18 protein-coding genes are annotated in these 19,429 nt (G+C 39.0%); 11 read left to right on the plus strand and 7 right to left on the minus strand.

The window, feature by feature from the left end; genetic code table 11:
* The first annotated feature begins 86 nt into the window (after positions 1-86).
* On the plus strand, positions 87-500 hold the full coding sequence (locus I9192_RS01485) for a carboxypeptidase-like regulatory domain-containing protein (RefSeq protein WP_227565932.1): 414 nt from the start codon (positions 87-89) through the stop codon (positions 498-500).
* 108 nt (positions 501-608) lie between these two features.
* On the plus strand, positions 609-2,981 hold the full coding sequence (locus tag I9192_RS01490) for a Tex family protein (protein WP_005034383.1): 2,373 nt from the start codon (positions 609-611) through the stop codon (positions 2,979-2,981).
* Positions 2,982-3,029: 48 nt separating this feature from the next.
* Here the strand turns inward: I9192_RS01490 and I9192_RS01495 are convergent, their stop codons facing one another.
* The gene (locus I9192_RS01495; RefSeq protein WP_005034381.1) at positions 3,030-3,407 is read right to left on the minus strand and encodes a MerR family transcriptional regulator; all 378 of its coding nucleotides are present in this window, start codon (positions 3,405-3,407) and stop codon (positions 3,030-3,032) included.
* Positions 3,408-3,505: 98 nt separating this feature from the next.
* Here I9192_RS01495 and I9192_RS01500 point away from each other — a divergent pair, with 98 nt between their 5' ends.
* A complete protein-coding gene (locus I9192_RS01500) occupies positions 3,506-4,597 on the plus strand; it encodes an SDR family oxidoreductase (RefSeq protein WP_005034380.1) in 1,092 nt (363 codons plus the stop codon).
* 46 nt (positions 4,598-4,643) lie between these two features.
* Here the strand turns inward: I9192_RS01500 and I9192_RS01505 are convergent, their stop codons facing one another.
* Entirely contained in the window at positions 4,644-5,399 is a 756-nt protein-coding gene (locus I9192_RS01505) for an SDR family oxidoreductase (protein WP_005034378.1), read from the minus strand.
* A gap of 105 nt (positions 5,400-5,504) precedes the next feature.
* Here I9192_RS01505 and I9192_RS01510 point away from each other — a divergent pair, with 105 nt between their 5' ends.
* Positions 5,505-6,401 carry a LysR family transcriptional regulator gene (locus I9192_RS01510; RefSeq protein WP_005034377.1) on the plus strand — a complete coding sequence of 299 codons (897 nt, stop codon included), beginning with the start codon at positions 5,505-5,507 and terminating at the stop codon, positions 6,399-6,401.
* 2 nt (positions 6,402-6,403) lie between these two features.
* Here I9192_RS01510 and I9192_RS01515 read toward each other — a convergent pair whose 3' ends face one another.
* Positions 6,404-7,291 carry an SDR family NAD(P)-dependent oxidoreductase gene (locus tag I9192_RS01515; RefSeq protein WP_200150072.1) on the minus strand — a complete coding sequence of 296 codons (888 nt, stop codon included), beginning with the start codon at positions 7,289-7,291 and terminating at the stop codon, positions 6,404-6,406.
* A 359-nt stretch (positions 7,292-7,650) separates the two neighbouring features.
* A complete protein-coding gene (locus I9192_RS01520) occupies positions 7,651-8,004 on the minus strand; it encodes an SEL1-like repeat protein (RefSeq protein ID WP_004825435.1) in 354 nt (117 codons plus the stop codon).
* A 307-nt stretch (positions 8,005-8,311) separates the two neighbouring features.
* Here I9192_RS01520 and I9192_RS01525 point away from each other — a divergent pair, with 307 nt between their 5' ends.
* From I9192_RS01525 to I9192_RS01540, 4 genes are read left to right on the plus strand one after another with little or no spacing between them, the layout of a single operon-like run.
* Positions 8,312-8,740 carry a cation transporter gene (locus I9192_RS01525; protein ID WP_227567152.1) on the plus strand — a complete coding sequence of 143 codons (429 nt, stop codon included), beginning with the start codon at positions 8,312-8,314 and terminating at the stop codon, positions 8,738-8,740.
* A gap of 57 nt (positions 8,741-8,797) precedes the next feature.
* On the plus strand, positions 8,798-10,162 hold the full coding sequence (locus tag I9192_RS01530) for a TolC family protein (protein ID WP_005034375.1): 1,365 nt from the start codon (positions 8,798-8,800) through the stop codon (positions 10,160-10,162).
* A gap of 1 nt (position 10,163) precedes the next feature.
* Positions 10,164-11,441: an efflux RND transporter periplasmic adaptor subunit gene (locus tag I9192_RS01535; RefSeq protein ID WP_005034374.1), complete on the plus strand. Its 1,278-nt coding sequence runs from the start codon at positions 10,164-10,166 to the stop codon at positions 11,439-11,441.
* A complete protein-coding gene (locus I9192_RS01540) occupies positions 11,431-14,613 on the plus strand; it encodes an efflux RND transporter permease subunit (RefSeq protein WP_005034373.1) in 3,183 nt (1,060 codons plus the stop codon). The genes I9192_RS01535 and I9192_RS01540 overlap by 11 nt, the downstream gene beginning before the upstream one ends.
* A 72-nt stretch (positions 14,614-14,685) precedes the next feature.
* On the opposite strand, the gene I9192_RS01545 is transcribed toward I9192_RS01540, so the two are convergent.
* The gene (locus I9192_RS01545) at positions 14,686-15,486 is read right to left on the minus strand and encodes a DUF4198 domain-containing protein (RefSeq protein ID WP_005034372.1); all 801 of its coding nucleotides are present in this window, start codon (positions 15,484-15,486) and stop codon (positions 14,686-14,688) included.
* Between the two features lie 149 nt (positions 15,487-15,635).
* Between I9192_RS01545 and I9192_RS01550 the strand changes: the two genes are divergently transcribed.
* Positions 15,636-16,589 (plus strand): cation diffusion facilitator family transporter, encoded by a 954-nt coding sequence (locus I9192_RS01550; RefSeq protein WP_200150073.1) that lies wholly within the window; start codon positions 15,636-15,638, stop codon positions 16,587-16,589.
* A 39-nt stretch (positions 16,590-16,628) separates the two neighbouring features.
* On the opposite strand, the gene I9192_RS01555 is transcribed toward I9192_RS01550, so the two are convergent.
* Both I9192_RS01555 and I9192_RS01560 read right to left on the minus strand, forming a co-directional pair.
* Positions 16,629-16,970, minus strand: coding sequence for a hypothetical protein (locus I9192_RS01555; RefSeq protein WP_004825419.1), 342 nt, complete (start codon positions 16,968-16,970; stop codon positions 16,629-16,631).
* 295 nt (positions 16,971-17,265) lie between these two features.
* Positions 17,266-17,961, minus strand: coding sequence for a hypothetical protein (locus I9192_RS01560; RefSeq protein ID WP_200150074.1), 696 nt, complete (start codon positions 17,959-17,961; stop codon positions 17,266-17,268).
* 76 nt (positions 17,962-18,037) lie between these two features.
* Between I9192_RS01560 and I9192_RS01565 the strand changes: the two genes are divergently transcribed.
* Together I9192_RS01565 and I9192_RS01570 are read left to right on the plus strand one after the other, a co-directional pair.
* Positions 18,038-18,433: a hypothetical protein gene (locus tag I9192_RS01565; RefSeq protein WP_200150075.1), complete on the plus strand. Its 396-nt coding sequence runs from the start codon at positions 18,038-18,040 to the stop codon at positions 18,431-18,433.
* 9 nt (positions 18,434-18,442) lie between these two features.
* A complete protein-coding gene (locus I9192_RS01570) occupies positions 18,443-19,417 on the plus strand; it encodes a hypothetical protein (protein WP_200150076.1) in 975 nt (324 codons plus the stop codon).
* The last annotated feature ends 12 nt before the right edge of the window (positions 19,418-19,429 follow it).

Raw genomic sequence — 19,429 nt, forward strand, 5'->3', positions numbered from 1 at the left:
TCCGGCTGTTTTGAAACCAAAAGACAACATCTACAAATATTTGAGATCGTTCTATGTTTATAAATAAAAAAACATACCATTTGCAAATGAAACTTTTATGTATTTTAGCAATAAGCTTTTGTTTAAGTGCATGTATTAGCCGGTTATCTCGACCAGAGATCTCTGGACAAGTGATTGATGGTCGTGGACAACCGATTGCATATGTTCAAGTGGGAGAAACTCAAACCAATCAAAATGGCGATTTTCAGTTAAAAGAGCAGCGCTATTCTGCTTTTTTGTTGAAAGAAATCATGTATATGGAAGCGCCACCAGTGTTTGTTCAAGAGACAGTCACTAAACCGGGTTATCAATCGTGTTCTTTACAATATTTCAACCGTTTTGGTGGCGGTCAGAGAAAAGGGGCGAAATGGCAGCTTGGAAAAATTATTTTACAAAGCAATTTGAACGCACAAGGTCAGAGTGAAATACCCGATTGCATGATAAAAACTCAAGAAAAATGAACTTTTATCACTTTTTTCATTACTAATTTGCAAAACAATTGTGGATTTTATGGTCTCGGTCTTTATAATCACTAACTTTTAGTCCTTATCCTTGTGGAATTAAACACGATGACTGACTTAGTTCAGCAGTTGGCAAGTGAACTTGCCGTACGTCCAAACCAAGTAGAAGCTGCCATTAAACTGATTGATGAAGGCTCTAGTGTTCCATTTATTGCACGTTACCGTAAAGAAGTAACACAGGGTTTAGACGATATACAATTACGCCAACTCGATACGCGCCTTGTTTATTTACGTGATTTATTTGAACGCCGTGAAAAAGTAATCGAATCTTTAAAAGAACAAAATAAACTTTCAGATGATTTGCTCGCTCGTGTAAATGCCGCTGAAACAAAAAATGCCTTAGAAGAGCTTTACGCACCGTATCGTCCAAAACGTACCAGTAAATCTTTTAAAGCAAAAGAAGCGGGTCTTGGTGTTATCGCAGAAAAAATTATTGCAGAGCAAGTTGATCCTACAGAAGCTTTGGCTGGTTTTAGCCATGAAGAATATCCAGATGTTGAAAGTCAATTAGATGCGATTCAACACATCATTATTGATGATTGGGCACAAAATATTCCTTTGACAACAGAGTTGAAAACGACTTTTGCAAAAACTGCTGTGTTGAAGAGTTTAGTTGCATCTGAAGAGAAAAAAGAAGTTGGTAAGAAATTCCGTGATTACTTTGATTTCTCTGAAAACCTAAATAAAGTACCTTCACATCGTCTATTGGCGATGCTGCGTGGTCGTCAAGAAAATGTGCTTGGTCTTAAAGTTGATGGTGAAGATCATGCACCACTTTCACGTATTGAAACTGAATATAATCTTGAGACAGTTCAACCACAATCTCGTCAAGACTTTTTAAAACAAACAGCAAAACTGTTTTGGTTAGGCAAAGTTCGTCCGACCATCGAGCATTCATTATTGACTGAAAAACGCCTTGCTGCTGAATCAGAAGCAATGAATGTGTTTGCTGAAAACTTACGTCATTTGTTGCTTTCTGCACCTGCTGGTTCTCGTACCACACTGGGTGTTGACCCTGGTATCCGTACAGGTGTGAAACTTGCTGTAGTTTCAAATTCAGGCGATGTTTTGGCACACAGCACCATTTATCCTTTTGCACCTAAAGAAGATAAAGCGGGTTCAATTGCAGAACTGGCAAGACTGTGCCGTGAATTCAATGTAGATTTAATCGCTATTGGTAATGGAACAGCAAGCCGTGAAACTGAAGCAGTTGTCGCTGAAATGATGGCTGAGAATACTGATCTTAACTTAACCCGTGTTTCAGTCAGTGAAGCAGGTGCATCAGTATATTCTGCTTCAGAGTTGGCTTCTGCTGAACTTCCTGAACTTGATGTAGCGATTCGTGGTGCGGTGTCTATTGCACGTCGCTTACAAGATCCTTTAGCTGAGTTGGTTAAAATTGATCCGAAATCAATTGGCGTAGGTCAATATCAGCACGACGTGAATCAAACCAATTTGGCAAAAACACTGGATGCAGTGGTAGAGGACTGTGTGAATGCTGTAGGTGTGGATGTCAATACTGCTTCTCCTGCAATCTTGGGTTATATCGCTGGTTTGAATAAGGCGATTGCACAGCAAATTGTCGATTACCGTAAAGAAAATGGTCGTTTTGATAATCGTCAAGCATTAAAGAATGTCCCTCGTTTGGGTGAACGTACCTTTGAACAAGCTGCAGGTTTCTTGCGTATTCAAGACGGTTCTGAGCCTTTGGATGCATCATCTGTTCATCCAGAGTCTTATGGCTTAGTCAATAAGATTGTTGAAGCCAAAGCGACTACAGTGAAAGATATTATTGGTAATACTGAAATTATCCGTCAGGTCAAAGCGGAAGATTTTGTGAACGATCAATTTGGTTTACCGACTATTCAAGATGTGTTAAGTGAACTTGAAAAACCAGGTCGTGATCCACGTCCAGAATTCCGTACGGCTAAATTCCGTGAAGATATTACTGAAGTGAGTCAGTTAACCGAGGGCATGCAGCTCGAAGGTGTAATTACCAATGTGACCAACTTCGGTGCATTTGTTGATGTTGGTGTACATCAAGACGGTTTAGTCCATATTTCTGAACTTGCCAATGAATTTGTTGCAGATCCACATAAAGTTGTTAAACCAGGACAAATTGTACAAGTGCGCGTGTTGACAGTAGATGCTGAACGTAATCGTGTGAATTTGTCGATGCGCCCTGAAGGTTCTGAAGCACCTGCTAAAGCACCTCGTCAAAAGCGTGAGTTTAATAACAATGAACAACGTGCTGAACGTAAGCCACAAGGTAAGCGTCCACCGCAAGGTCGTCCAAATCATGACAATAAGGACAAAGCACCTCGTCATGACAAAAAGCCTCAGGCAGCAAAACCTCAAGAAAATAAAATTGGTGGTTTAGGCGCATTATTATTACAAGCAGGGATTAAAGGATCTAAATAAGCCTTAATTTCTCAAAATGAAACCGCCGTAAGGCGGTTTTTTTATGGACTAGACAATCGCAGAAATATCACAATCTTTTTTAAAGGGGCATGCTTCGCCAATCACAAGATTTTCAAGCAGATGCTGAATGTTTTGTAGTTGATGGATTTTTTCACGAATGAGATTAAGCTTGTCGGTTAAAATCTCATGGAATTGTTCCGCTGGAATTTCATTCACATTGACCAAATCTAAAATTTGTTTAATTTCAGCCAAAGTAAAACCTAAATTTTTAGCAACTTGGATCAACTGTAATTGTTGTACATCCTGTTCTGAATAATCTTTGTATCCATTATTGCGTATCAAAGGATGAATAAGATCCAGCTTTTCATAAAAACGAATCGTATCCCGACTGAGATTGAGGTGTTTTGATAACTCACTGATTAACATCACTGGCTCCAAATTTGAATGCACTTGCAAGAAACACTTGACTGTGGAGTGTACTCCATCCTTTAGATTAAGTGTGAACATAAGGAGCGTAGCAAGTGATGCAAAATAATCAAAGTACAGAAAAAATTACCTTAGTCGCAGGTGCGACAGGATTTATTGGTAAATTTCTGGTGGCACAATTACTTCAAGACAATGATCAGGTTTTTGCGCTGTGTCGAAATCGTGAGCAGCAAGAGCCTAGGTTGAAAGCTTGGCTAGAAAAGCAAGGAATAAATCATCAAAAATTGCAATGTATACAAGGTGATATCACCTTACCAGACTTGGGTATTTCAACTGGGGACTGGAAACGGCTTGCAACGGTGACACATTTGTTCAACACCAGTGCGTTATTTGCATGGAATCTGTCGATGCAACAGGCACATGAAGTGAATGTTCGAGGAGTCATCAACTTACTTCAAACTGTGAATGCTCACTGTCACTTGAAACGGGCAATTCATCTTTCTGGCTATATGTTGACACTTACTCAGCATTTGGAAGATGCTGGAGTTGATCTGAAAAATATAGAAAAAACAGATTGGCAGTGTGTCTATCAAAAACTAGGTGCTTATGAAGCTTCCAAAATTGAAGCACATTTTGCTTGGATCAAATCTGCACAAGCGTTGAAAATTGATTGGACTGTGATACACCCTGCAACTGTCATAGGAGATGAAAATTCTGGAGAAATCGCAAAATATCAGCCGATTGAACATCTCATTACCCAATTGATACAACGCAAGTTGACTGCAATTCCTGCCACCCCTCAGCATTATTTGCCTTTAGTTTCAGTGACCATGTTGATTCATGCGATATGTAAAGCCTCACAGGATCAATTGGCAGTAGATCAAGAGATACTGATTGTTAATCCCACCCAGATTTCTTTACAGGTATTGATTCAACATGCGGCAGATCGCTTAAATCTTAAGGCACCACACTATTTTGTTTCTCTCAAAATATTAAAATTAATTTTAAAATGGAAATGGCTTGCTCAAAAGTTGGAGTTATCTGCGGAAATGTTAAATTTCATTCGTACAGAGCAATTGAATATTGATGCATTTTTAAAATTGAATCAAAACTGGAAAATACCCGAAACCAATCTCAAGCAAACCATTGAACGGACGGCTGAATGGGTCAAGCAAAATTATGACGACTAAGAAAAAAGTGCCCATTGAATAAAATGGGCACTTTTCTCGAGCAGCATTATCGTGTTGTATAACCACCATTGGCAAAAATAGTCTGTCCTGTAATCCACCAGCCTTCTGTGACTAAGAAACGTACCAAAGGTTCAATGTCTTCAATTTTGGTTAAGCCCCCCAGTGCTGAGGCAGATTTATGGTACGCCACAGCTTCAGGTGCTTCTTGACCATAGAAAAATGGGGTATCCATTGGACCAGGCGCAACGGCTGTAACGGAAATACCACGTGTTCCGTATTCTTTTGATGCCGCGCGAGTGTAGTGCTCAACCGGTGCTTTTAAGCCTTCATAGGTGGAATACAAACCGGTATAGGCTGCCAAAAGACTGGTCACGATTGAGCAAATTTTTCCACCATTATTGAGATGTTTTCCCGCAGATTGAATGAAGAAATAAGCGATTTTATTGTTAATGTCATTCATTGAATCAAACTCTTGTTCTGTGGTTTCAATCAATGGTTTTTTTAATACTCGACCGACTGTATTAATTGCAATATCGATATCACCAAAAGTTTCTTTGGCTTTGATGAACAAGGTTTCAATATTCTCAATATTAGAAAGATCTGCTTGTATCAGTGTTGCATGAGCACCCAATTGTTCAACAGCTTTAAGTGTTTCTTCAGCATCCTTTCGGGTTTCTGGGCTGTTATAGTGAATGACCAAATTTGCGCCTTGTTCTGCAAATTTACGAGAGATCAAACCACCTAAATTTTTTGCGCCACCCGTAATAATAACGGTTTTATCTTTTAAGTCATGTGAGCTCATTTTTATTTTCCAATGTTAACCAGTGATGTTGAAATTCTAGGTGCTATTTTTTATTCTACATAGTGGATAGAATCGAATGGATTGTTTGAAAAATTTGAATAATAGATGGATAAAATAGAGCGGTTTAAAATTTTTTGTCTTGTTGCAGAAAAACACTCATTTGCACAAGTAGCAAAAGAGTTAGACTTACCACGTTCCACCATTACCTATGCCATACAAGCTTTAGAAAAAGAATATGAAATTTTGCTGTTTAATCGAACTACTCGAAAAGTCAATTTAACCAATGACGGAATGCAATTTTTTCTAGAGGTTAAACACTTAATTCTACAGTCTGAAACATTAGATCATTTCAAATTAAAAAATCGTGAGCATATAGGAAAAATTAAAATTGGTTTGCCGTTGCGTATAGCAACACAATACCTTATTCCTTATCTCAATGAGTTTTATGAAAAATATCCAAATGTTAAAATTTCAATTTATAGTCATGATCATTATTCAGATTTAATCGAACAGCGTTTAGATTGTGTCGTTCGTGTGGGTAGGGTGGAGGATGAAAATTTAATTGTAAGACCGATTGCCAATGTTGATTTATATACCTTGGCTTCTCCTGATTATCTAAATAGGTTGCAACAGCCATTGCGCTTGACGCATTTACAAGAGCATTTTCTGATCGGGTATCAAATCAAAAATTTAGATACTGATTTTGAGCGCCTGTATTTTAAAAATATTCAGGTCAATCTTCCCTACAAACTGTGTGTAGAAGACACAGAAAGCTATCTACATGCTGCTTTACAAGGATTGGGGATCATTCAGATTCCAGCGTTCGATGCAGTGCCTTTTATTGCACAAAATAAATTAATTCGAATTTTTGAAGATGAACCTTGTCTCAAGATTCCTGTTAATTTTTTATTTTTAGAAAGAAAATATAGACCTGCCTATTTTCAATTTTTTATTGAGTGGCTAGAAAGCTTACTTAAAAATAAGCTTTCTAAGATGTTTTAAACTTACCAATGTTCACCAGGGAATAAACGCGCATAGGCACGTTGTACTAGATTAAGTTTCTGTGGTTCACCCACAGAGGCAGTTGAGCTTGGGAATAAATTAAAACCAATCGACATTAATTTATTGTTGATTCCAGGTGCGATTGAATAGGTAATTGAAGCTAAACGTCCTAAGTTGGTTGCAACTTTTTTCGGACGTTTAACAATCGCATAAGCCACCAAATCTGCAGCTTGTTCTGGAGAGAGCGTCGGAACGTACTTATAGATTTTGGTTGGTGCAATCATGGGTGTACGCACTAAAGGCATATACACCGATGTGATCGCAATTTTATGTGAGTGGACTTCGGCAGATAAGCAACGGCTAAAGGCATCTAAAGCCGCTTTTGAAGCAACATAAGCAGAGAAACGGGTTGCGTTTGCCAATACACCAATCGAGCTGATATTGATGATATGACCATCTTTGCGTGTCACCATTTGCGGTAAAATGTTCAATACTAAGCGTACAGCACCAAAATAATTCAGCTGCATGGTACGTTCAAAGTCATGGAAACGGTCGACAGACTCATGTACAGCACGGCGAATCGAACGTCCTGCGTTATTAATTAATATATCAATATGATCAACCGAAGCAATGATTTGCTTAGAGACCCTATCAATTGCATCCATATCATTTAAGTCGCACGGAAAAATGTCCGCTTGACCACCTTCTGCCTGGATTTCCGCTTGAACTTCTTTGAGTGTTTCTTCTGTACGAGACACCAAAAGTACATGTGCTCCTGCCGCAGCAAGTTTTTTTGCAACCGTTAAACCAATACCACTAGATGCACCAGTGATTAATGCAATTTTACCTTGAACCTTTTCTTGAAAAAGTTGCTCCAATTTCTGATTCATAGCTATTTTCCTGATTTTGCTAAAATGAATATATGAGCTGTATTTTTAGTTTCTGGGTGAAGCTATCCTTGTATAAAAGATAGTCAGTTTTATTGGGGGCAATAATATACAAAAAAAATAAAATTACTAGTAGTAAGCCTCTGAATTTAAAAAATATTTTAGAGTAAATACTCTATAGTTTTTTTATTTATTTAGTGATTTTTACCATATTGAAATCAATTTTTAAAGTAAAAATAATCAATGTTTGCGTGAAAAATAAACAAATGAATTCAGGTGGATAACCCAGTATAATTGATCAATAAACAGAGCCAGTTTTAGCTCTGTTTATCGCGCGATATATACAATACAATTAACATAATTTATGAGAATGCAAGTTCGTCATAGGCTTTCTTTAACTGTTCTTTTGCATGAAGATGACCTTGATGCGCCGCTTGTTCAAGCCATTTTTCAGCATGACTATAACTACGGTCTAAACCCAGTTGCCCATTGAGATAACTCAGCCCCATTTTATATTGGGCTTCCTGATCTCCGCGTAAAGCGGCTCTGAGATAACACCACATTGCATTGCGATTTGCGATTTCATCTGAACTTAAATGTTGATCTTCAAAATCATGTGCTTGCGCTTTTTCGAGCGTTGCTTCAGATGCATTTTGTTCAAATGCTTGGCGAGATGTGGAATCTCCTAAAAAACGGTTAAAAATATGCACCAACATATAAAACCTCCTTGCTAATCCATTAACAAAGTAAAAGAGATTGCTAATCATAAAAAATTGATTAGATATCAGTAAATCTAGCTGATTTTGTAAACTTTGCAAATAATTTTATGTAATTTGTCAATTGCTTTTTATATACTTTTGTTTGTGTTAGTCCTAGTTAATAAAAGATTTAGAATTTTTAAAAATTACCTTTCTGTAATTTGAATAGCTCAACAAAGTTGCTATATTCATCATGTATTTTGATTTCGAGTCTCAATCTGTGAAACGTTCAGCTGTTTTCATCACAGTCTTGCTAAGTTTGTTCATGTTCCAGAGCCTTTGGAATGTGGCAGCGGCTTTTTGTGATCATGAAAAAAGTGCTGGAGCAGCTCAGAAATCGGTCATTCAGCATTTTGGTCATCATAGTGCGCCTGATTGTACGCAAGATCAGTTACTACATCCTCAATTATTGGGAAGCTATGGGTCTGAGACTCAAACAGATCATGGGGCTTCTCCACAGAAAGCAACCCATCAGCATGATGTACGCGTTAACGATTTTCTAAATCATTTCAATGATGATCATAGTGATCATTTGCCTTCTTTAGTCCATTTTATTGTCGTGGATGATCAGCAACATGCTGAACAGCCTAAATTTATAGGTTACCGAGAAGCGCCATTTGTTGGCTGGAACAACTTATACCAGTCGCCTGATCTATATTTTCCTAACCCACCGCCCCTCTTATCCCCGCTATAAGGTGGGGTAGCCGAAAAATCACTCACCGCTAATATTTGAATTTAGTGGAGCATTTCTATGCCTAAAAAAACATGTAAAACCTTACAAAAGTCTAGATTGAGCTTTAGATCGTCTCTTCTTGGCGCGCTCATGGTGAGTATCATTACATCTAGCGCTTGGGCGAATGATTCAAAACAGTCATTAACCTTGCAACAGGCAATCGCGAAAGCAGAGCAGTACCAACAAACACAAAATGTGTGGCAGACTCAGCAGCAGATTGCGGATGCGAATATAAAACAAGCAAAACTGTGGACAAATCCAGAGATATCCATACAGCAAACAGGCTTTGGTTCAAATGATGATAAAGAGCTTGCGATAGGTGTTTCTCAGCGCTTGGATATTTTTGGTGAGCGAAAATCTGTTCAAAAATTGGCGCAACTTTCTAAAGATCAAAGCGATTTAAATCAGCGAATTTATCAAGCTCAACTTGAGCTTGCTGTTAAATATCTATGGTCACAACTGGCAATTTTTGAACTCGAACGTAGTGTAGTTCAAGAGCAACTTAAAGTCAGTGAAGAAAATTTGAATGCCATCCAGAAGCGTTATCAAGCAGGTGGTGTTGCCCAAGTCGATGTGGATCGGGTGCGATTAAGTCATGCTGAAAATGCGCGTCTGTATCGCCAAGCGGATCTACAAGTTCAGGTTGCTAGACAGCAATTATCAAATTTATGGGGAGATTCAGATAAATCGATCAGTATCAATCTGAGTCCACAATCATTGTGGCCATCTTCTTCTCATCAACAAGTGCAAGAATATTTATCGGATAATTTGTTTGAAAAATCACGCCGTTTACAAGTGTTGCAGGCAAAAGCGACCGTAGATCAGCTCAAAGCCTCAGCGCGCCCAAATCCTACTGTGAATTTTGGGGTAAACCGCACACGATCACCTCAAGCACAAACGGATAATGCACTTGTGGTGGGGGTGTCGATTCCATTGAATATTTTTAACCGCCAACAATATGGTGTGCAAATTGCGCGTGCGAAAGAAGATTTATTAAACAAACAGCAAGAATTCTATCTTCGTCAAAATGCTTTGCAGGTCGGTACATTATTGACTGAACTGCAAGGATTAGAAGTGCAATTTAATGCTGTGGATCAGTCGCAAATTCCACTTGCCGCTCAGGTACAACGTAAAACTTTAATGGGTTTTACAGTAGGTAAGTTTGCTGTAACGGATGTACAGCAAGCGACTTTACAATTGCAGGATGTACGTTTACGCAAGGTGCAATTACTCAAAGATGGATGGCAACGTGCCATTGAAGCAGAAAGTTTGAGTCTAGGCGTTGAACCAAGTCAAATCATGGCGAAAGATGCAATCGCACAAATTAATCAAAACTTATGGCAAGAGACTCAAGCACTACCAGTGATTGGTGGGAGAAATTAATATGCTAAATCAATTTAAATCGTTTCAGCATCAGCAGGGCAAAATTTCTCAACGCCTACTGATCATTGTTGCTATTGTCGTGACAGCACTTATTGCAACAGCTTTACTTTTTTCATCGAAAAAAAGCACATCAAAAGAAGAAGGGCATGGTGAGGAAGGACATGCGCATGGTGAAGAAGGTGCAGCAGAATCAGCTGAGGGAGGTGCAAATGAAGGTGGGCATAGTGAAGAGGAGGAAAAAGAAACCATTAGCCTGACTGCACAGCAAATTACTGAGCAAGGCATACAACTCGCCAAAGCGGAAATGGGAGCTGTTTTAAAGTCAGCTTCTTATCCTGCAAAAATCATGGTCAATACCGATCGACAGGCGCATGTATCTCCTGCTTTTAGTGGACAAGTGATAGCGGTAAATGTAGAGCTAGGGCAGCGTGTGCAAAAAGGTCAGGCATTGGCAACGCTCGTTGTTCCAGATTTGGTTGACCAACAAGCGAATTTGCAGATTGCACAAACTGCAATGGAGTTGGCGCATCAAGATTATGAACGTGAGCGTCAATTGTGGTCACAAGGCATCTCTGCCAAACAGGATTATCAGCGTGCATACAATGCCTATAAACAGGCTCAAATACAGGTACAAGCAACCAAATCTCGTCTGTCTGCTTTAGGGGCTTCTTCTGGAAGTCAGGGACGTTATGTCATGACAGCACCGATTGCGGGAATTATTAGCAAAAAAGATTTAGTCATGGGGGAAAATGTTCAGCTTGCCAGTCAATTGTTCGTGATTGATCAGTTGGATCAATTGTGGCTTGAATTTATTGTTCCAAGTTCCGAGTTTTCATCTATTGCACCGAATCAACAGATTGAGTTTAAGTCGTTACAAACAGGTAATACTTTCAAGGCTCAGATTCAAAGTTTAAATACTGAAGCTGATGCTCAGACTGGACGTTTACAAGTGCGTGCCAAAGTATTGTCCAATGCTGCTGAATTACGTCCAAACTTAATGGTCAATGTTCAGCTTCAACAGCCGGGTTCTGCTCAAGCGTTACGTGTATTAAAAAGTGCAGTACAAAAAATAGAGGATAAAGATGTTGTATTTGTTGCCAATGAACATGATAAAAAGCTTGAATTTAAAGCACAGCCTGTCGTCTTGGGGCAGGTATCCAGTGATGGACAGTGGATTGAAATTCAGTCAGGTCTGAAGCAAGGGCAGCAATACGCGGGGCAAGGCAGTTTCTTACTCAAATCTGAACTAGAAAAGGGAGAAGCGAGCCATGACCATTAAGGATTCTCCAGATTCTCAATTAGATTTAGACAAAGATCAGGAATTGCCTCAGGCAGAGGGTTTGTTTGATCGACTCATTCAATTCTCAATCAAAAATGCGATATGGGTGATACTGTTTATCGTGGCTTGGATTGGTGTAGGTGTTTATAGCTATCAAAAATTACCGATTGATGCGGTACCTGATATTACCAATGTCCAAGTACAAGTGAACACACAGGCAGCTGGGTTTACTGCATTGGAAGTTGAGCAACGAATCACCTATCCCATTGAAACTGCGATGGCGGGGCTACCTAAACTTGAGATGACCCGCTCAATTTCTCGTTATGGCTTATCACAAGTCACCATTATTTTTAAAGATGGCACAGACATTTATTGGGCGCGTCAACAAATTAATCAGCGTATCCAAGAAGCTCAAGCAGCACTACCTGATGATATTTCACCTACGATGTCACCCGTATCGACAGGGCTGGGAGAAATTTATCAGTGGGTGGTCAAAGCTGAACCCAATGCCAAGAAACCTGATGGTACACCTTATACCGCCATGGACTTGCGTGAAATTCAGGATTGGATTGTAAGACCGCAATTACAACGAGTACCTGGTGTTGCTGAGGTAAACTCGATTGGTGGCTTTAATAAAACATATGTGGTCACTCCAGATCTCAATCGTTTACAACAATTGCAAATCCCTCTCAGTGATTTGCAAAATGCTTTGACTTTAAACAATGAGAACCGTGGTGCTGGTTTTATTGAAACCAATGGTCAGCAATTGACTGTACGTGTTCCGGGAATGCTCAGCAGTATTGAAGATATTCAAAATGTCAGCATTGGCAATAAAAATGGTTTTCCGATCCGTGTTGCTGATGTTGCGACCGTAGCGATAGGGCATGATCTTCGAACTGGTGGGGCGACTTATAACAGTCAAGAAACTGTACTGGGTATTGCCATGATGATGATGGGAGAAAATAGCCGTACAGTTGCACGTGCTGTGGATGCCAAAGTCAAGGAAGTCCAGCAGTCTTTACCGAAAGGCATTGTGATTGAAACAGTTTATGACCGTACTGATCTGGTTGAGCGAGCGATTAAAACTGTACAGAAAAACCTTGTTGAAGGGGCGATTCTGGTTATTGTTATTTTGTTCTTATTCCTAGGTAATTTCCGAGCGGCTTTAATTACTGCCTGTGTAATTCCATTGTCCATGTTATTCACTTTAGCAGGTATGGTGGAACAAAAAATCAGTGCTAACTTGATGAGTCTAGGTGCATTAGATTTCGGGATTATTGTCGATGGTGCAGTGGTGATTGTGGAAAATTGTATTCGTCGCTTAGCAGAAGCTCAACATGCTAAAGGGCGTTTGTTGTCACGATCAGAGCGCTTTAAAGAAGTATTCCTTGCAGCAAAACAGGCACGTCGTCCATTGATTTTTGGTCAATTGATTATTCTGGTGGTGTACTTACCTATTTTTGCTTTGTCAGGGGTTGAAGCTAAACTCTTCCATCCAATGGCAATGACAGTTGTATTGGCTCTTCTTGGCGCGATTATCCTTTCTGTGACATTTATTCCAGCAGCGGTGGCGCTGTTTGTAAATGGTGAGGTGAAGGAAACAGAAAGTCGCTGGATGCTTTGGTTAAAGCGTAAATATGAAGCAGTGCTGAACTTAGCCTATCATTTTAAAGTATTGGTCATCACGCTTGCGCTGTGTATTTTATTTTTGACAGGTCTACTTGCAACACAGATTGGAAGTGAATTTGCACCAACGTTGAGTGAAGGAGATTTTGCAGTACAGCAAATGCGTTCCCCAAGTACCAGCTTGGAGCAATCTTTAAGAATGCAAGAAAATACGGAAAAATTGTTGTTAAAAGAGTTTCCAGAAATTAAAGCCATATTTGCCCGTACTGGTACTGCAGAAGTGGCAACAGATGTGATGCCACCGAATATTTCAGATGCTGTGGTCTTGTTAAAACCGCAGAAGGAATGGAAAAATCCGAAAGAAAGCATAGATGAGTTACGTCAACGCATGATTGCATTTCTGGCAACATTACCCGGTAATAACAGTGAGTTTTCACAACCGATTGAACTACGCTTTAACGAATTGATTTCAGGTGTGCGTAGTGATGTCGGGATCAAAATATTTGGCGATGACATGGATGTATTGAACCAACAGGCGAGTAAAATTGCCCAACAAGTTCAAAGTATTTCAGGCGCATCCGCAGTTAAGATCGAGCAGACATCGGGTTTACCTTTGCTTAATGTTGAAGTGAATAAAGCAGCAGCAGCGCAATACGGATTATCTGTAAGAGCTATTCAGGATTTGGTTGCAACAAGTGTGGGTGGGCAGAATGTTGGGCAAATTTTACAAGGAGATCGTCGTTTTGACTTTGTGATCCGTCTGGATGATGCGCAACGTACTCCAGAACACTTGGCTGTGCTGCCGATTCAAACACCAAATGGTGGCTTAATTCAGTTACAAGATGTCGCTAAAGTAGAAAATATTTTAGGTATCAATCAGGTCAGCCGTGAAAATGGTAAGCGTCGGGTTGTTGTCACTACAAATGTAGAAGGACGTGATTTAGGTTCTTTTGTTGCAGAACTTCAATCTACTTTGGCTAAACAGGAAATGCCTGCAGGGTATTGGTTGAGTTATGGTGGGCAGTTTGAAAACCTCACTTCAGCCAAAGCCAGAATGCAATTGGTGGTTCCATTGGCATTGATTACGATTTTTATTTTGCTAATGGCAGTTTTCCATAACTTCAAAGAAAGCTTATTGGTCTTTACTGGTGTTCCATTTGCACTATGTGGCGGTTTGATTGCATTGTGGTTGCGAGGAATACCATTGTCTATGTCAGCAGGTGTTGGTTTTATCGCACTTTCTGGTGTGGCGGTGTTGAATGGTCTGGTCATGTTGACATTCATTAAGGAATTGCGTCAGCAACTTGATGTTTATCATGCGACTTGGCAAGGTGCAATTTTACGTCTAAGACCTGTATTGATGACAGCCTGTGTTGCTTCTTTAGGTTTTGTGCCGATGGCATTGGCAACTGGGACAGGTGCAGAAGTACAGCGTCCATTGGCAACAGTGGTCATCGGTGGAATTATGTCATCTACGTTGTTGACCTTGGTGATTTTGCCTGTGATCTATCGTTGGATGAATGAGCGTAAAGAGCGAAGTAACTAATTGCTTGTCTAAAAAACAAAGCCCTCTTTTTGAGTAAAACAAGAAGAGGGTCTCTATATTTTTAAGGTTGTATTATTTGCCAGCAGGTAATACGCCTAAGCTAATAATGGTGTAGTTTTGATTGACTGGTTTTGCGGTTGAATTGAAAGGTTCACTGACTTCAACAAGATATTGTCCAGAATATGGGAAAGTAAGTGTGGCAGAGCCATCCGTAGCGACAGGAACTTTTAACGCTTGCTTATCGGTTTGACCTTGAGCTCGAATCAGTAGCTCCGCATTTTTGAGTGCTTGCCCTGATTTTTTAATTAGAATTTGTACAGGTTGTTGTGCAGTGATGTCATTGGGATGGGTTTTAAACTCAACCTGCATGACTGCATCAGTTTTGTTTTGAAAAGCAGAGGATTTATCTTTTGAAATATAGCTTTGGATTGACCATTCACGCTGAATACTGACGGGTACAGGGGCTTTTTTGAAATCAGACGGGACGACATAGTCACGTTCGGAAATATTTCCTGCTTTATCTGCGGCAACATCAAAAAGCATTTTCCATTCTTTATTATGTTGTACATATTTGAGCGGGAAAGAAACTTTAGTACCCAATTGATAAGTGCCTGATTGTGGTAGAGCTAAGTCAAAAACAGTCGCAGATTTTAAAGTGCTGGTAGGTTGAACTTGTAATTGGTTTTGATCAGGTTGAATGACCGTTAAAGTTGTTTGTTTAAGTGCATGTTCAGCATTGAGCGCTTCTTCTGCATAACCAGCAATGACAGGAATTTGTGTATTTGCAGTGAGGTAACTCAAAGGAGCAACATAGGGTTCATGTGCATGGCTATAAGAACAAAACAGTAGGGCGAGCGCAAGATATTTTTTCATTGTAGACATCCTGTTAGAAGGGGTATTGTCAAATCTAAAAATGTTGTGCAGGCATTATATAGAGAAAAAGTATTATTGATAATAATTATTATTATCAATAATTGAAAAAGAAATGAATTGCGAATACATCAAATAAAGAGAGGTGCGAAATGAGTGAACAACAAGGGCATGATCATAGTCACGCCATGGTCACCGAGGGCAATGTTAAAAAACTAAGCTTTGCATTGCTATTGACTGGTACTTTTTTGATTGTTGAAGTGGTGGCTGGGTTCATTACACAGAGTTTAGCGTTATTGTCTGATGCTGCGCATATGTTTACCGATGCAGCTGCACTCGCAATTGCATTGGTCGCGATAAAAATTGGAAAATTACCCGCGGACAATAAGCGTACCTTTGGTTATCAGCGTTTTGAAATTTTGGCGGCATTGTTTAATGCGCTGATGTTGTTTGTGGTGGCGATTTATATTCTTTATGAAGCTTATCAACGCTTTAGCCAACCTCGTGAAATTCAAAGTGTAGGCATGATGATTGTCGCCGTTATTGGTTTGGTGATTAATCTGATTTCGATGAAGATTTTATTTTCAAGTTCCCAAGAAAGTTTAAATATCAAGGGAGCTTATTTGGAAGTCTTGAGTGATGCGCTTGGTTCAGTTGGTGTTATCGTCGGTGGAGCAATTATTTATTTCACGGGTTGGATGTGGGTTGATACAGTCATTGCTGTGCTTATCGGGTTTTGGGTCTTGCCAAGAACATGGATTCTACTCAAACAAAGTATCAATATTCTCTTAGAGGGTGTACCTGAGGAAATTGATATTGAGAAGTTACGGAATGACCTGTTATCAATCAAAGGCGTGAAAAGTATTCACCAACTCAAAGTCTGGGCAATTACTTCCAAAAATGTTCATTTAACTGTCCATTTGTATGCACCTGAAGCAGATCGCAACCAGCTATATCAACAAGCCATGGAAATGCTGAGTCATCAGCATGGGATCACCGAAATGACTCTACAAATCGAGGATGATGCAGATATGGTAGATTCACATACAACACAGAACCATGCTCAAGATTCACCTATAGCTCAAGAAAAAAACCATTCACATTAATGTGAATGGTTTGATTTTTAAATCTGTTAAGTAATGGTTTTAGATTTGCCATTCATGATTACAGTCGCGACACTTCCAATTTTTATTGGCTTGCATAAAAGATTGCATGGAAATTTTAAAATCAGGAAGATCACGCCAAAAAAGCACGCCAGCAATCACTGTTGCAATAAAAACCACAACTGTTGCAATCTGCAATGTCTGACCTGCACCGTTACTGAAAATCCACATCACAATACTGATGACAACCAAAAGCAATAAAATAAAGAGTAGTGGAATCAAGAATACCAAGCTTTTAGGTACAACTGGGCGAGCTGCAGGTGTGTTGCCATTTGCAACTGGGAGAATTTTCCGGCTTTGACACTTTGGACATTGGTATTGCATGGTGACTCCATATTAATCATCTTGCTATTATTCTAATCGTTCTCATTCAGAATGCAAAAAAGACTGGATGACTAAACTCATGATCTAAGATGATACTCGAAGATATTGTCCGCAATTGTTTTAGGCAGAATTCTATTTGTAATCGTTGTTTTACTAGTGATTGAGTGTTTTTACAGTTCTCTAATAAGTTTTACGGTCAACTGTGAAATTATTAAAAGTGAGCTATGCACGTGCGTATCAACTCTTCACGATGTTTTTTTAAAAGTTAAAGATATGTTTAAGTCGAAGTCCCATTCTATAGTTTTTTAACCAAATCCTCGGAGATATTTGTAAACTTTTCATAGGGAATAAATATTCCTTTGCTTGTCATCCGATCGTGAAAATAAAAATCAATATGATGGGAAATTAAGTAGTCAAATTTGAGCTGTTCTTGCCAAATGTAGTGAATTAGATTTAGGTGATAACTCAAAAATTGATCTATTCCTAAAAAATGATTGGATGGACGTAATAACTCACTGACACTATCCCAGAAATGAATATCTGGGTTCATGTTTGCCATCAATGCGACTAAATTCATCGTCTCAATTTCTTGAATTTCAATATTTTCATAACTGATGTTGATTTCTAAAATAGCATCTTTCTCAAAATTTTTACCTGCTGTACGGTGATTCGCAATCAGCAATATTGTTGTGATTCCTGAAAAGTGCAGAATTCCTTTCATATTGCAATATCTATGATAAGTATCTTGAAGGAGTTCTTCTAAATTTCTTTTTTTTGGCATTTTTCGCATACATTCAGCATAAAAACACGTTGTTATAAAATAATCACCAGCTGCCGCAAAAAAACCAAAGGGTACTTTTCTAATTTTTTGATAATGATCATTGATATTCAGAGTGATATGTTTTTTTGTATCGCTGTATTTTATGACTCCACGTCTATCTGTAGCAAGTATTGCATAACGATCTAAGTTGAAGGCGATGACTAATGACATAAAAAATCAGGACTATTAAAAGATTGTGATGTATAATTTAACAAATAATTAAATTATGATAAACAATGAGGTGAAAATGGGTAGGGAATTTGTTGTTAGAGCTGGTCAGCATAAGTTTGAGAGTGGGGCAAAAATACAAACAGTCTTTCCAGCACTTCCTGTGATGATTGATCAACCTTATTCAGCTGCTGTGACTTTTCTTGATGATGCCAAACAACCGATGGCGAATTATAACTATCGACTAATTGCTGAAAATGGGCTTGAAGTTGCGGGAATCACGGATGAGTTTGGAAAAACTCAACCGATTCAAACTGATCAGCGGGAAAAAGTCGATTTGTATATTGCAGATTTACCAAATAATCACCAACAAAATTCAGGCGAATCTCCGCTTCTCAAAAAAACATATGAAGCCTTGTTTTATGTGGAAGATCCAGAAGATGAATTAGATGATATTGATCATTTAGAAGAATAAGAGGAAATTATGGTTGCTCCAATTGTTGCAGCTGCATATGTGGTCATTGCATTTTTGTTGAGAGTATTACTCCACGTACTCAAAAAACTCCTCAATCAGGCAGCAAAAGTGACCACTGAATTGGTCAAAAAGTATCTTGCACCTTTTTTAAAAGATATTGGCGCAACGATTGCTCAAGAGTTGATTGAGTTTATATTTTCTTTTGCAACTGAAGTTGCGACTGATATTAAGCGAGAACAAAGAGCTTCTACGACACCCAAACCAAGCGGTTCAACAAAACCAACCACACCCTCGCAAGCTTCAAGAGTTGGCGCTTGGTATGAGGTTTACACCAAGAAACCAATTTTATTTAAATCTGTGATTTGTAAAGTTTGCTGTTTTAGTAATCAAATTGGTGGTGCAACAGGGAAAGCGTCTAAAAAAGAAACGATTGCTGATAAAGTGATTAATTTATGGGGCGGATTACGCCACCTTAGACAAAAAGCCGTGCAAGTCATTTTTGCACTCGTAGATATTGTGATGGAACATAAATGTCCGATTAAAGCCGAAGTGATATATGACAAAAAAACCAAACAACCGTTGATGGTTGCTGGGACAAATCCGCCTCGACATAAGTTTATGGAAACCCCTGGGGGAGATCATCGAATAGGGGCGGATATTCTTATAGTGAAAAATATGATGAAAGCACCAACTCTTGATAATATTTTACATTGGGTGGAAATTAAATTTTTAGACAGTAAAGATCCACCTGACAAAAAACAAATGGATAAATATTTATTATTTTTAAGTAGTAGCTCAAAATTAGCGATGATTCGGGTATCGGCAAATCCTAAAGATAGTGACTGTGGTTGTAAGGCAAAGACAGTACCGCAAAATACGCAAAAGCCAAGCAGCACCCCGCAAGGCAAAAAGACCAGTAAAGTGAATCAAATGCGTGAAGTGTGGGACATAGTGGTCAGCAATGCAGAAAATCTTTGGAAATAAGAAGGAAAAGAT

It is taken from the genome of Acinetobacter bereziniae, from assembly GCF_016576965.1.
In the GTDB taxonomy this organism is placed as follows: Bacteria; Pseudomonadota; Gammaproteobacteria; order Pseudomonadales; family Moraxellaceae; genus Acinetobacter; species Acinetobacter bereziniae.